Genomic DNA, 13960 nt, shown 5'->3' with positions numbered 1-13960 from the left:
TACAGATTAACAGAATTTGCCTGGCGGCTTTAGCGCGGTGGTCCCACCTGACCCCATGCCGAACTCAGAAGTGAAACGCCGTAGCGCCGATGGTAGTGTGGGGTCTCCCCATGTGAGAGTAGGGAACTGCCAGGCATCAAACAAGTGAAGAGGCCATCCGCAAGGATGGCCTTTTTGCGTTTGTACGTCGAAAAACGATAGGCCGGGTCAGGCGAAGCCGTCACCCGGCAGCTTTCAGACTGCACACCACGCCAAAATAAACTCTGCAATCCCCTCCACATTATTCAAATCCAGAACCGGTACTTCCAGCGTCAACGCAGCGTCACTGGCCACAGCAATCACATGTTCATCCAGCGTTAACTCACTTACATCATGCCCGGCACCGTTTCTGAACAGCAGGATCTTCGCAACAGCCTCGTGCTTAAACCCCTCAACCAGCACCAGATCCAGCGTGGAATGATCCATCCGGCTGACAAGATAAGCGAGATCCAGCGGTGCTTCATCCGGAGTTTCTGTCATTAACGCCCAGCGCTGGTTACTCGCCACCATCGTTTGTGCAGCGCCAGCCTTACGCAGCTCATAGCTATCTTTCCCCGGCTTATCGACATCCATGTTATGGTGCGTGTGCTTAATCAATCCGGGACGAATACCTTTAGCGCAAAGTGCAGGTATCAGCTTTTTTAGCAGCGTAGTCTTCCCGGAGCCGCTCCAGGCAGAGATCGCTAATACGGGTATCATTTCTTCTCCTGCATCATCTGCAAATCTTCCGTCGTGTTTACATTCACAAACGCCGATTTCATGTCGCTGAAATCAACGGAATGCCCTCCTGACTGGCGCATAAATACCATGACGCGTCGCTCTCCTGCGGCCAGGTAATCTTCCAGCGCAGATATTAAAGAGCGATTAATCAATGCGATCGTCGGATGGTCGCGTTCGCCGTCGTGTACCCAGACGACGGGAGCACCCTCGCACCGCTGCACCAGACGTTCAACCAGACAGGACGGGATGAAGGGCGTATCACATGAACAAAAGAGAAACCACTCTCCGTGCGACTGCTGCATAACGGAAAGCATTCCCGCCAGCGGGCCGGGGTAGTCCACAAGCTTATCCTGATAAACCGGATACCCACTGCGCTGATAAATATCAACATGTCGGTTAGCGCTGATCGCCATCGACGACACCTGATTTGCCAGCGTATCAGCAACATGCTGCCATAAGGGGGTGTTGTTCAGGAGCTGAAGACCTTTATCTTTTCCGCCCATTCGTGTTGCCCTGCCTCCGGCAAGAACGACCCCGATGATTTCCTGGCATTGATTCACGAATATCGCCTCTTTTATTGTGGGATTGACCCTGCTAACGTGTCTCTCTAAATGAAAGGAGCACTACCATGAAATGTAAACGTCTTAATGAAGTCATTGAGCTTCTCCAGCCGGCCTGGCAAAAAGAGCCAGAGCTGAATCTGATGCAATTTTTACAGAAACTGGCGAAAGAGTCAGGTTTTGATGGCGAACTGGCAGACCTTTCTGACGACATCCTGATCTACCACCTCAAAATGCGTGACTCGGCTAAAGATGCTGTTATTCCTGGTATTCAGAAAGATTATGAAGAGGATTTTAAAACCGCATTACTGCGCGCCCGAGGCGTAATTAAAGAGTAAAAGCTTGTAAGCGGAGCCACCGAAATCGCCACAAGATGATATCCTGAATCATTCGTATAATTTCCGGATGATCGGATGAACGACCAGGCTTTTACTTTCCAGACACTACACCCGGATACCATTATGGATGCGCTGTTCGAGCAGGGTATTCGGGTGGATTCCGGGTTAACCCCTTTAAACAGCTACGAAAACCGTGTCTACCAATTTCAGGACGAAGAGCGGCAGCGCTTTGTCGTAAAGTTTTACCGGCCACAGCGCTGGTCCGCAGAACAAATTCAGGAAGAGCATCAGTTTGCCCACGATCTGCTGGATGACGATGTTCCCGTTGCGGCACCGCTCAAATTTAATAACCAAACGCTGCTGACCCATCAGGGTTTTTACTACGCGGTATTTCCGAGCCTGGGCGGAAGACAGTTTGAGGCAGATAATATCGATCAGATGGAATGGGTTGCCCGTTATCTGGGGCGCATTCATCAGACGGGACGTAAAAAATCGTTTGTTGCCCGACCGACGATTGGTGTTCAGGAATATCTTATTGAGCCGCGAGAGATATTCGAAACATCGGCGCTGATCCCAAAGGCGCTTAAGGATAATTTCCTCACGGCGACCGATAAGCTTATTGATGCTGTAAAAGCCTGCTGGCGGGATGATATTACCGCTCTACGCCTGCACGGTGACTGCCACGCCGGGAATATTCTCTGGCGCGACGGCCCGCTATTTGTCGATCTTGATGACGCTCGTATGGGACCTGCGGTGCAGGATCTGTGGATGCTGCTCAACGGTGATAAAGCCGAGCAGCGCATGCAGCTTGAGACCATAATTGAAGCTTATGAAGAATTTAGCCCCTTTAATTCAGACGAAATTGCCCTGATAGAGCCTTTACGTGCGATGCGATTTGTTTATTATCTCGCGTGGTTAATCAGGCGTTGGGAAGACCCGGCTTTTCCCCGAAATTTCCCCTGGCTTACCGGGGAGGATTACTGGCGCAACCAGATATCCACATTTACCGAGCAGGTTAAGGTTCTACAGGAACCCCCTCTGCAATTAACGCCGATGTATTAATTGGACACACCCAGGAGAGAGTTAATCATGAAAAAAATTTGGCTGGCGCTGGCTGGTATGATTCTGGCATTTAGCGCAACTGCTGCGCAGTTTACCGACGGCAAGCAGTACATTACGCTGGACAAGCCTGTAGCTGGCGAGCCTCAGGTGCTGGAGTTCTTCTCCTTCTACTGCCCGCACTGCTACGAGTTTGAGCAGGTACTTCATGTTTCTGACAACGTGAAGAAAAAGCTGCCGGAAGGCACCAAAATGACGAAATACCACGTTGAGTTCCTTGGCCCATTGGGTAAAGATCTGACTCAGGCATGGGCGGTTGCGATTGCGCTGGGTGTGGAAGATAAGATCACCGCGCCTATGTTTGAAGCCGTACAGAAAACCCAGACCGTACAAACTACGGCAGATATCCGTAAAGTGTTTGTTGATGCCGGTGTGAAAGGTGAAGACTACGACGCTGCCTGGAACAGTTTTGTGGTGAAATCTCTCGTGGCACAGCAGGAAAAAGCTGCCGCTGACTTCCAGTTGCAGGGCGTGCCGGCGATGTATGTTAACGGTAAATACCAGGTAAATATGCGTGGTATGGACACCACCAGTATGGATATCTTCGTACAACAGTACGCTGATACCGTGAAACACCTGGTTGAGATGAAGTAACAGACATAAAGAAAACGCCGGTCATTGACCGGCGTTTTTGTATGAAGATTTTAACTCCGCTATCTGTTCGTCTTTCTCTTTCCAGAGTGTATTGAGCCAAAGCTGGAAACGACGTTTGAAGTTTTTATCGTTAACGTAATCACCGTGCAGTTCCGTATCGATGGGCAACAGATCAACGCGGACTACGATACGCGTCAGCTTGCCGCTGAGCATATCGTAGAACGGCGTCCTGTCGTTTTCCGGATAGCAGAGCGTTACGTTCAACAATTTATCAAACTGCTCACCCAGCACGTTGAGGGCCATTGCGATACCCGCTGCCTTTGGCGGCAACAGGTGCTGATACGGAGAGCGAGTCTGCTGGCGCTTCTCTTCGGTAAAGCGCGAACCTTCGACGAAATTAACTATGGTGGTGGGATGCGCGCGAAACTTCTCGCAAGAACGGCGCGTAGTTTCCACGTCCATACCGCGGCGTTCCGGATGACGAATCAGATAGCTGCGTGAATAGCGTTTCATAAACGGCATATCCAGCGCCCAGCAGGCCAGACCAATGAAAGGCACCCATGCCAGTTGCTGTTTCAGAAAGTATTTGTTCATCGGAATATGTTTGCGAAACAGCACGCACAATACAACGATGTCGGCCCAGCTGTGATGATTGCAGATCAGCAGATACCAGTTCTTTTTATTCAGCTTCTCAAGGCCCTGAACGTCCCACTTTAACCAGGGGTTCAGATACAACAGGATCGCCAGCCCTTCACACCAGCAGTACATCATAAAATTACAAAAAGCAGACACTGCACGCCATACCGGAGGGACGGGCAGCAGGAGCTTAATTATTCCGGCAACGATGATTGGCGCAGAACAGGCGATGGTAACCAGAATAGTTAAAATGACGCTTAGCAATAAGGTTATCGCAGCGAGTATTTTCGACATAATGAATTTTTTCAGATAGTTAGCTGTAATTAAGCAGCCGGCTATCCGGTGCTGGGCGCCGATCTTATCAGATATTGGCCCAGACCAGGGCGCTTTCACACGAAGAGGCTGCGGCTTTTCCTGCCATGCAGCGAAATTTTCTATATAGACAGGGTGCTTACGTCTTATATCCACATAGACTAAATAACCATCAGTGGGATGGGATCTTAAGTGATCTAATTTCAAATTATTGATTTTATTTGATAAATAATTTTTCAGTATCAGTTTTATAGAACTGTTATTCACCTGTATTAAAAATATGCACAAACTTATCCACAGTTTGTTTTTGCGAGCGATCTTCACGATCGCAAAATCTTTTTCTGTATAAAGCGCTAAAACCTGATGTTTTCATCCTTCTGTGGCATCCTTTACCCATAAATTAATTAAAGGCACGGACATTATGGTTCAGATCCCAGAAAACCCACTTATACTCGTCGATGGCTCTTCTTACCTTTATCGGGCGTATCATGCGTTTCCTCCTCTGACCAACAGCGCAGGGGAACCTACCGGCGCAATGTACGGCGTGCTGAATATGCTACGCAGCCTGATTCTGCAATACCACCCAACCCATGCGGCCGTGGTGTTTGATGCGAAGGGGAAAACCTTCCGCGATGAATTATTTGAGCATTACAAATCTCACCGTCCTCCCATGCCTGACGATCTGCGTGCGCAGATTGAACCGCTGCACGCTATGGTCAAAGCGATGGGGCTGCCTTTGCTGGCTGTCTCGGGCGTTGAGGCTGACGACGTTATTGGCACCCTGGCGCGCGAAGCTGAAAAGGCTGGCCGCCCGGTGCTTATCAGTACCGGTGATAAAGACATGGCGCAGCTGGTAACACCTGGGATCACGCTGATTAATACCATGACCAACACCATTCTTGGCCCGGAAGAAGTGGTTGCCAAATATGGCGTGCCGCCAGAACTCATTATTGATTTCCTCGCCCTGATGGGGGATTCCTCGGATAACATCCCTGGCGTGCCGGGCGTGGGCGAAAAAACAGCTCAGGCGCTGCTGCAAGGGTTAGGTGGGTTGGATACGCTGTACGCTGAGTCCGACAAAATTGCCGGACTTACCTTCCGTGGTGCAAAAACCATGGCCGGAAAGCTCGCCGATAACAAAGAGGTGGCTTACCTCTCTTATCAGTTAGCCACCATCAAAACCGACGTCGAGCTGGAGCTTACCTGCGACCAGCTTGAAGTGCAGGAACCCGCCGCAGAAGAACTGCTTGGCCTGTTCAGAAAATACGAATTTAAACGCTGGACCACGGATGTCGAAGCCGGGAAATGGCTTCAGGCGAAAGGGGCAAAAGCTGCGGCGAAGCCGAAAGAAACTATTGTTGTCGATGCCGAAGAGCAGGCAGAAGAAGAAGCGGCAGCGCTCTCATTCGATAACTATGAAACCATCCTTGAAGAGTCGCAGCTCGTCGCCTGGATTGAAAAGCTGAAAAAAGCACCGGTATTTGCGTTCGATACCGAAACGGACAGTCTCGATAACATATCTGCCAATATGGTGGGCCTGTCATTCGCGACGGAGCCGGGTATGGCAGCCTATGTTCCGGTAGCGCATGACTATCTGGATGCGCCGGAGCAGATCTCGCGCGAGCGCGCCTTAGAACTGCTGAAGCCGATTCTGGAAGACGAGAAAGCGCTGAAGGTCGGGCAAAACCTGAAGTACGACCGCGGTATTCTGCAAAACTACGGCATTGAGCTACGTGGTATTGCTTTTGACACCATGCTGGAATCTTACATTCTGGACAGCGTGGCGGGCCGCCATGATATGGATTCCTTATCCGATCGTTGGCTGAAACACAAAACCATCACCTTTGAAGAAATTGCCGGTAAGGGCAAAAATCAGCTGACCTTTAACCAGATCGCGCTGGAAGAAGCAGGCCGCTACGCCGCGGAAGACGCTGACGTCACGCTACAGCTGCATCTCAAAATGTGGCCGAAATTGCAGAAGCACGAAGGGCCGCTGAATGTTTTCCAGAACATTGAGATGCCGCTGGTGCCTGTGCTGTCCCGCATTGAGCGTAACGGCGTCAAAATCGACCCAACGGTGCTGCATAATCACTCTGGCGAGCTGGCGCAGCGCCTGACCGAGCTTGAACAGAAAGCGCATGAGCTTGCTGGAGAGGCATTTAACCTGTCGTCACCGAAACAGCTGCAAACCATCCTGTTTGAAAAGCAGGGTATCAAACCGCTGAAGAAAACGCCGGGCGGCGCGCCTTCAACCTCTGAAGAGGTGCTGGAAGAGCTGGCGCTGGACTATCCGCTGCCAAAAGTTATCCTGCAGTACCGGGGTCTGGCGAAGCTGAAATCGACCTATACCGACAAACTGCCGTTGATGATTAACCCGAAAACGGGCCGCGTACACACCTCCTATCACCAGGCTGTGGCGGCGACCGGGCGACTTTCGTCAACCGATCCTAACCTGCAAAACATTCCGGTGCGTAATGAAGAGGGCCGCCGTATACGCCAGGCTTTCATTGCGCCAGAGGATTATCTGATTGTCTCCGCAGACTACTCGCAAATCGAACTGCGTATTATGGCGCACCTGTCGCGTGACAAAGGCCTGCTGACGGCATTTGCCGAAGGGAAGGATATCCACCGGGCGACAGCTGCCGAAGTGTTTGGCCTGCCGCTGGACAGCGTGACAAACGAACAGCGTCGTAGCGCAAAAGCGATTAACTTTGGCCTTATTTACGGCATGAGCGCATTTGGCCTATCACGCCAGCTCAACATTCCGCGTAAAGAGTCGCAGAAGTATATGGATCTCTACTTTGAGCGCTATCCGGGCGTGCTGGAATATATGGAGCGTACCCGCGCGCAGGCGAAAGAGAAAGGCTACGTTGAAACGCTGGATGGCCGTCGTCTTTACCTTCCGGACATCAAATCCAGTAACGCCGCGCGCCGTGCTGGCGCTGAACGTGCTGCTATCAATGCCCCGATGCAGGGCACTGCGGCAGATATCATCAAACGCGCGATGATCGGCGTTGATGCCTGGCTGGAAAAAGAGAAACCGCGCGTGAAAATGATCATGCAGGTACACGATGAACTGGTATTTGAAGTCCATAAAGACGACCTGGAAAAGGTCTCTCAGAAGATCCATGAACTGATGGAAAACAGCATGAAGCTGGACGTTCCGTTGCTGGTGGAAGTGGGTAGCGGCGAAAACTGGGATCAGGCTCACTAAGCGTTATCGGAATAACGCGCGTTTTATGTAAGTAAGCAACATAAGTACGCGCGTTTTGTGACGATCATTAGAATTCCCTATGTAAAGAATGAAAAAAAACTACAAAAAGTGCTTTTTCAAGAGGCAAAAAAAGAGTAGAGTTAACGACGTAGGGTACAGAGGTAAGATGTTCTATCTTTCAGACCTTTTACTTCACGTAATCGGATTTGGCTGAATATTTTAGCCGCCCCAGTCAGTAATGACTGGGGCGTTTTTTATTGCGGAAAGGAAAGTTTCGGGCGAAAAAAACGCGGTCATCGCCGCGCCTGTTGTTACTCTGCTTCCGCTTCTGTCGCCGGTTCCAGATCGTTAAACCAGCTGTCTAGCTTCTGTCGCAGTTTGTCCACACCCTGCTTTTTCAGCGAGGAGAACGGTTCAACCTGTACATCACCGTTGAATGCCAGCACCGCTTCACGCACCTTGTTCACCTGCGCCTTGCGCGCGCCGCTCGCCAGCTTATCCGCTTTTGTCAGCAGCACCAGCACCGCAATATCGCTTGCCACCGCCCAGTCAATCATCTGCTGGTCGAGATCTTTTAGCGGGTGTCGAATATCCATCAGCACCACCAGACCTTTCAGACACATGCGTTTTTCCAGGTATTCACCCAGAGCACGCTGCCATTTGATCTTCATCTCTTCCGGTACCTGCGCGTAACCGTAGCCCGGTAAATCGACCAGGCGTTTGCCTTCAGCCACTTCAAACAGGTTAATCAGCTGAGTACGGCCAGGTGTTTTTGAGGTACGCGCCAGGTTTTTCTGATTGGTCAGCGTATTCAGGGCGCTAGATTTTCCCGCATTGGAGCGGCCAGCAAATGCCACTTCAATCCCTGTGTCTGAGGGCAGGTGGCGAATATCGGGCGCACTGGTGACAAAATGCGTCTGTTGGTAGTTCCAGGTAGTCACGTGGTCGTCTCCAAAAATCGTAATCTGCGGGGGATTATACCTGAATGCGGGCAAAAGGCTTTTCCCTTCGTCATTGACGTGTAAGTGAAAGCCCTACGGAATGTAAGAGATCTGCCCTTAAGCGTATGAGAAATTTAAGAGAAATCGCAGGCGCTAAAAAACTCAAAATATTAAAATTCAAAGAGTTATTAATGAGTAATTATCTGAAAATCCGGTTTAGTACCTTTTCGTTGCTTGTTAGTTTAAGAGAACAAGGTAAAGTGTGCGTCAAGGCGAGGATGCCAGCAGGAAAACGACTTAAGGATAAGGGTCAGGAGCGCCAGGAGGCGAAGACTCAGGATTGTCAGGACGACCGGCGCCTGGAGGCGTTTTTAACAGGAAACGGAACCGTATCACGGACGGTAGTAGCCAAGGGATAAACAGGGTTTGTTGAAGGCAAACAGGGAATGTCTGACCCGTTAAGGGTTGTGAGTCAGGAAAAAAGGCGACAGATTGCTCTGTCGCCTTTTTTCTTTGCTTGCTTTCTGCTAGATTTCGCCGCAATTCTATACTGAAGAAAACGACTTAAAGATAAAACATCATGAAAAAACCGACCTCCGCTGCGGGCGCGAAACGCCCTGCAAAAGCACGCCGCAAAACGCGCGAAGAACTGAATCAGGAAGCGCGCGATCGCAAACGCGATAAAAAGCATCGTGGCCATACTGCGGGTAGCCGTGCTAACGGTGGCGGTGCCGCAGGCGCTTCTGCAAAAGGCAAACAGCAGAAGGATCCTCGTATCGGCAGTAAAACTCCCATTCCACTGGGCGTGACAGACACGCCGGTCACTAAGCAGCACAAACCAAAGAGCGAGAAACCTATGCTTTCACCGCAGGCTGAGCTGGATATGCTGGAGAACGATGAGCGCCTGGATGCGCTGCTGGAACGTCTTGAAGAGGGTGAAACCCTGACCGCTGAAGAGCAGTCCTGGGTAGATGCCAAACTGGATCGCATTGATGAACTGATGCAGAAGCTGGGTCTGTCCTACGATGATGAAGAAGACGAAGAGGAAGACGAAAAGCAGGAAGATATGATGCGTCTGCTGAAAGGTGGAAACTAACATTTGCACCCGGCAGGTACACTCGTCCTGCTTATAACCCTTCCGGTTATATGTTATCTGGTGTGGTTATTCGTTAAACTACGGCGGTTGTCGCGGCGACAGAAGTGGCTGCGCACCCGAATGATGGCCCGCAACGGGACCAGAACGGGCCGCCGTATACGAACGCGACACCAACGGAAGGAGTGAGCATGTCTGTACCATCTATCGACTGGGATTTGGCCCTGATCCAGAAATATAACTATTCCGGGCCGCGTTATACCTCATACCCCACCGCGCTGGAGTTTTCTGACGCTTTCGGCGAGGCGGATTTTCAGCATGCTGTGGCGCGCTATCCCGAGCGCCCGCTGTCGCTCTACGTCCATATTCCGTTCTGCCACAAGCTCTGCTACTTCTGCGGCTGCAATAAAATCGTTACCCGCCAGCAGCACAAAGCCGATCAATACCTCGATGCGCTTGAACAGGAAATTCTGCACCGCGCACCGCTGTTTAAAGGCCGTCACGTCAGCCAGCTTCACTGGGGCGGCGGTACGCCAACTTATCTGAACAAAGCGCAGATCAGCCGCCTGATGGCGCTTCTGCGCGGCAGTTTCAGTTTTAACGACGACGCTGAAATTTCGATCGAGGTCGATCCGCGTGAAATCGAGCTGGATGTGCTGGATCATTTACGCGCCGAAGGCTTCAACCGCCTGAGTATGGGCGTACAGGACTTCAACAAAGAAGTACAGCGCCTGGTCAACCGCGAGCAGGATGAAGCGTTTATCTTTGCCTTACTCAACCATGCGCGTGAAATCGGCTTTACCTCAACGAATATAGACCTGATTTACGGCCTGCCGAAGCAGACGCCGGAGAGCTTCGCCTACACGCTTAAACGCGTGGCTGAGCTCAACCCGGACCGTCTGAGCGTCTTTAACTATGCGCACCTGCCGACGCTGTTCGCCGCGCAGCGCAAAATCAAAGATGCGGATCTGCCTTCCGCCCAGCAGAAGCTGGACATTTTGCAGGAGACCATCGCCTCGCTGACCGAAACCGGCTATCAGTTTATCGGGATGGATCACTTTGCCCGCCCTGACGACGAACTGGCGATTGCCCAGCGCGAAGGTGTTCTCCACCGTAACTTCCAGGGATACACCACCCAGGGAGATACCGATCTGCTCGGAATGGGTGTCTCCGCTATCAGCATGATTGGCGACTGCTACGCCCAGAACCAAAAAGAGCTGAAGCTGTATTACCAGCAGGTTGATGAAACGGGCAACGCGCTGTGGCGCGGCATTGCGTTAACGCGCGACGACTGCATCCGTCGTGATGTGATTAAGGCGCTTATCTGCAACTTTCGTCTCGAATTCCGCGAGGTGGAGTCGCAATGGGATCTGCAATTCAGCGATTACTTTGCCGAAGACCTGAAGCTTCTGGCGCCGCTGGCGAAGGACGGGCTGGTGGATGTGTCGGAGAGCGCGGTGGTCGTCACGCCGAAGGGGCGTCTGTTGATTCGTAATATCTGCATGTGCTTCGATGCCTATCTGCGCCAGAAAGCGCGTTTACAGCAGTTCTCGCGCGTGATTTAAGTTGCAATGCCGGGAGGCGCTTCGCTTACCCGGCCTACAACTCGCACTTATGTAGGCCGGGTAAGGCGAAGCCGCCACCCGGCTTTTCATCGACAGCTCGTTAGCTAAACAGCCCAACCAGTGCCGCACACAATACCGCCGCAACGGCAGTTTGTGGCGTGTGGCTTTCTGCTGCACCGCTCGAAAGCAAGGTCACTAATGATTCCAGCATGATGCACCCCTCCAGTTTCTGGGCACGATCATACAAAACTCATCGGAACAGTAAAGCGCAAAATAACGGCACTTTGCGCTCAATTAGTAACCTTTACACAGCGGAGTAAGATCACTCCATTCCCAGCTCTTTCAGCTTGCGCGTGAGGGTGTTTCGACCCCATCCCAACAGGCGAGCCGCTTCCTGTTTGTGGCCCTGGGTATGACGAAGCGCGGTGGTCAACAGCGTGCGCTCCATTTCAGGCTGTGCTTCAGAGAGCAAGTTTTGATGACCGGAACGCAGCGCGCGATCTGCCCACTGCGCCAGCAGCGTTGCCCAGCTGTCCGGCAACGTATGTCCTGAGGTGCTCTCGGGCACGGTGGCTTCAAACAGTTCTGCCGGTAAATCCTGAATCAGCACTTCCTGGCCGGCGGCCATCACCGTCAGCCAGCGACAGGTGTTTTCCAGCTGACGCACGTTGCCCGGCCACGCCAGACGGGTGAGGGCGGCATCCGTTTCCGGATGAAGCTGTTTGGCTTCCACGCCCAGCTCGCGGGCCGCCACCTGCAGGAAATGGCGCGCCAGACGCGGGATATCTTCCCGACGCTCGCGCAGCGGCGGCAGGTGGACGCGGATCACGTTCAGACGATGGAATAAATCCTCACGGAATTTCCCCTCTTGTACGCGCAGCTCCAGGTTCTGGTGCGTCGCGGCGATAATGCGTACGTCCACCTTCACCGGCGCATACCCGCCCACGCGGTAAAACTGTCCATCTGCCAGCACGCGCAACAGTCGGGTCTGTACATCCAGCGGCATATCGCCGATTTCATCCAGGAAAAGCGTGCCGCCGTCAGCCTGTTCAAAGCGTCCCTGACGAATGGTATTGGCTCCGGTAAATGCCCCTTTTTCGTGGCCGAACAGCTCAGATTCAATTAAATCCTTAGGGATCGCTGCCATGTTCAGGGCGATAAAGGGGGCTTTCGCCCGCGGGCTGTGGCGATGCAGGGCGTGTGCGACCAACTCTTTACCGGTCCCTGATTCACCGTTAATCAAGACGCTGATAGACGAACGCGACAGACGCCCGATGATGCGAAACACGTCCTGCATGGCTGGCGCTTCACCGATGATGTCCGTCGTTGGTCCAAAGTCGGGGGCATTGCGGGGCTGCTGTTGCTCCTGATAGTGGCTGATAGCGCGCTCAACCAGCGCAACGGCTTCGTCGATATCAAACGGTTTTGGCAGGTAATCAAACGCGCCCTGCTGGTACGCGCTGACGGCAGCATCCAGGTCGGAGTGGGCGGTCATTATGATGACCGGAAGCATAGGGTGGCGCTGTTTGATCTGCTTTAAGAGCGCCAGTCCGTCCATTCCCGGCATGCGAATATCCGAGAGCAGAACGTCCGGCGTTTTGGTGGTGAGTGCGTCGAGCACCTCGCTGCCACTCTCAAACGTCGTGCAGCTTAATCCCGCTCCTGTGAGCGCGCGTTCAAGCACCCAACGGATGGAGCTATCGTCATCGACTACCCAGACTATCCCTCGTTGCATAAACGTCACCTTTATTTTTTAATCGGCAGGAAAACCGAAAACTCGGTATGTCCCGGCCAACTGGTAAATTCAATTTTGCCGGAGTGTTGGTCAATCAAATTTCGGGCTATGGATAACCCCAGCCCGGTGCCGCCTTCGCGACCGCTGACCATCGGGTAGAACAGGGTGTCCTGGAGATGCGGCGGGATCCCCGGTCCGTTATCTTCCACATCAACACGTGCTGCCAGACGATAACGTACGCCGTGCAGCGTCAGCTGGAAAGCGGTGCGGGTACGCAGAATAATTTCGCCACCCTCCGGGCCCAGCGCCTGCAACGCGTTACGCACAATGTTCAACAGCACCTGTTCAATCTGGTCCGGATCGTGCGCCAGCTCCGGCAGGCTTGGGTCATAGTCACGCACCAGCGTGACGTTATCCGGCAGCTCCATCGAGACGAGTTTCACCACCCGCTCCGCGACCTTGTGAATGCTTTCTGAAACGTGCATCCCTGGCTGCTGCGGCCCGAGCAGGCGATCGACCAGATTACGCAGACGGTCCGCCTGCTCAATAATGACGTTGGTATACTCCGCCAGGGCAGGGTCAGGCAGCGCTTTGGTCAGAAGCTGTGCCGCGCCGCGTAAGCCGCCCAGCGGGTTTTTGATCTCATGGGCCAGCCCGCGCACCAGGTCGCGCGCCGCAATCTGCTGCGCATGCTGAAGCTGCTCCTGGCTGAGACGACGCTGGTTATCCATCGGCGCCATTTCCAGCAGAATCATGCCATCTGGCAGACGCTGTGCGGTGAGGGACAAAATATGCGAGCGTCCGTCAATCACCAGCGTCACTTCGTTATCGGTGAAGCCCTGACCCGCCTGTAAACTCTCCTGCATCAGGCCAATATTCAGCGAGAAATAGCTCAGCAGTTCTGGCAGCGGCGTGCCAAATAGTTTACGGGCGCTTTGGGCGAGCAGCTGCTGCGCCGCCGGGTTGGCGTAATGCACCGCCAGCTCGTCGTCGACCAGCAAAATACTGTTAATTAAAGAATTGAGGATCTGCCCAGCATCGGGCAGCGTGCCAGTTGCCATTCAGCAGTCTCCTGGAGTCGTTGCACTATTTTA

14 protein-coding genes and 1 rRNA gene are annotated in these 13960 nt (G+C 52.7%); 8 read left to right on the top strand and 7 right to left on the bottom strand.

The genetic code is table 11. The features are described from left to right. The first annotated feature begins 19 nt into the window (after nucleotides 1-19). Nucleotides 20-135, top strand: a 5S ribosomal RNA gene (gene rrf, locus BFV65_RS21240). A gap of 99 nt (nucleotides 136-234) precedes the next feature. Here the strand turns inward: rrf and mobB are convergent. Together mobB and mobA are read right to left on the bottom strand one after the other, a co-directional pair. Beyond that, entirely contained in the window at nucleotides 235-738 is a 504-nt protein-coding gene (mobB, locus tag BFV65_RS21235; RefSeq protein ID WP_046621280.1) for a molybdopterin-guanine dinucleotide biosynthesis protein MobB, read from the bottom strand. After that, complete coding sequence (mobA, locus tag BFV65_RS21230) at nucleotides 735-1319, bottom strand: molybdenum cofactor guanylyltransferase MobA (protein ID WP_022649860.1); 585 nt, start codon at nucleotides 1317-1319, stop codon at nucleotides 735-737. Before mobA ends, mobB begins: the two co-directional genes overlap by 4 nt. Before the next feature lie 68 nt (nucleotides 1320-1387). Between mobA and BFV65_RS21225 the strand changes: the two genes are divergently transcribed. The 3 genes from BFV65_RS21225 to dsbA all read left to right on the top strand — a co-directional run bounded on the left by BFV65_RS21225 (nucleotide 1388) and on the right by dsbA (nucleotide 3370). After that, the gene (locus BFV65_RS21225) at nucleotides 1388-1657 is read left to right on the top strand and encodes a YihD family protein (RefSeq protein ID WP_003861904.1); all 270 of its coding nucleotides are present in this window, start codon (nucleotides 1388-1390) and stop codon (nucleotides 1655-1657) included. Nucleotides 1658-1732: 75 nt separating this feature from the next. Then, a complete protein-coding gene (locus BFV65_RS21220) occupies nucleotides 1733-2719 on the top strand; it encodes a serine/threonine protein kinase (RefSeq protein ID WP_069597073.1) in 987 nt (328 codons plus the stop codon). 27 nt (nucleotides 2720-2746) lie between these two features. Then, a complete protein-coding gene (dsbA, locus tag BFV65_RS21215; protein WP_022649858.1) occupies nucleotides 2747-3370 on the top strand; it encodes a thiol:disulfide interchange protein DsbA in 624 nt (207 codons plus the stop codon). A 21-nt stretch (nucleotides 3371-3391) separates the two neighbouring features. Here dsbA and BFV65_RS21210 read toward each other — a convergent pair whose 3' ends face one another. Next, nucleotides 3392-4300, bottom strand: a complete 909-nt coding sequence (locus BFV65_RS21210) for a 1-acylglycerol-3-phosphate O-acyltransferase, YihG family (protein WP_069597121.1) — start codon at nucleotides 4298-4300, stop codon at nucleotides 3392-3394. A 439-nt stretch (nucleotides 4301-4739) separates the two neighbouring features. Here BFV65_RS21210 and polA point away from each other — a divergent pair, with 439 nt between their 5' ends. After that, complete coding sequence (gene polA / locus BFV65_RS21205) at nucleotides 4740-7532, top strand: DNA polymerase I (RefSeq protein WP_069597072.1); 2793 nt, start codon at nucleotides 4740-4742, stop codon at nucleotides 7530-7532. Between the two features lie 166 nt (nucleotides 7533-7698). Then, nucleotides 7699-7746 (top strand): small protein SpfP, encoded by a 48-nt coding sequence (spfP, locus tag BFV65_RS23615; RefSeq protein ID WP_071892919.1) that lies wholly within the window; start codon nucleotides 7699-7701, stop codon nucleotides 7744-7746. A gap of 97 nt (nucleotides 7747-7843) precedes the next feature. Here spfP and yihA read toward each other — a convergent pair whose 3' ends face one another. Continuing rightward, nucleotides 7844-8473, bottom strand: a complete 630-nt coding sequence (gene yihA, locus BFV65_RS21200; RefSeq protein WP_003861913.1) for a ribosome biogenesis GTP-binding protein YihA/YsxC — start codon at nucleotides 8471-8473, stop codon at nucleotides 7844-7846. A gap of 580 nt (nucleotides 8474-9053) precedes the next feature. On the opposite strand from yihA, the gene yihI reads away from it, so the two are divergent. Together yihI and hemN are read left to right on the top strand one after the other, a co-directional pair. Then, on the top strand, nucleotides 9054-9569 hold the full coding sequence (gene yihI, locus BFV65_RS21190; protein ID WP_022649854.1) for a Der GTPase-activating protein YihI: 516 nt from the start codon (nucleotides 9054-9056) through the stop codon (nucleotides 9567-9569). Between the two features lie 188 nt (nucleotides 9570-9757). Further along, nucleotides 9758-11131 carry an oxygen-independent coproporphyrinogen III oxidase gene (gene hemN / locus BFV65_RS21185; protein ID WP_069597071.1) on the top strand — a complete coding sequence of 458 codons (1374 nt, stop codon included), beginning with the start codon at nucleotides 9758-9760 and terminating at the stop codon, nucleotides 11129-11131. 100 nt (nucleotides 11132-11231) lie between these two features. Here the strand turns inward: hemN and BFV65_RS23235 are convergent, their stop codons facing one another. The 3 genes from BFV65_RS23235 to glnL all read right to left on the bottom strand — a co-directional run bounded on the left by BFV65_RS23235 (nucleotide 11232) and on the right by glnL (nucleotide 13927). After that, nucleotides 11232-11342, bottom strand: coding sequence for a YshB family small membrane protein (locus BFV65_RS23235; RefSeq protein WP_017382667.1), 111 nt, complete (start codon nucleotides 11340-11342; stop codon nucleotides 11232-11234). A 111-nt stretch (nucleotides 11343-11453) separates the two neighbouring features. Next, nucleotides 11454-12866, bottom strand: coding sequence for a nitrogen regulation protein NR(I) (glnG, locus tag BFV65_RS21175; RefSeq protein WP_038416956.1), 1413 nt, complete (start codon nucleotides 12864-12866; stop codon nucleotides 11454-11456). Nucleotides 12867-12877: 11 nt separating this feature from the next. Continuing rightward, nucleotides 12878-13927 (bottom strand): nitrogen regulation protein NR(II), encoded by a 1050-nt coding sequence (gene glnL, locus BFV65_RS21170; RefSeq protein ID WP_058677723.1) that lies wholly within the window; start codon nucleotides 13925-13927, stop codon nucleotides 12878-12880. Between the last annotated feature and the right edge of the window lie 33 nt (nucleotides 13928-13960).

This window comes from Enterobacter hormaechei subsp. hoffmannii, assembly GCF_001729745.1.
Lineage (GTDB): Bacteria > Pseudomonadota > Gammaproteobacteria > Enterobacterales > Enterobacteriaceae > Enterobacter > Enterobacter intestinihominis.
This window is presented reverse-complemented; position numbering and strand designations above follow the sequence as displayed.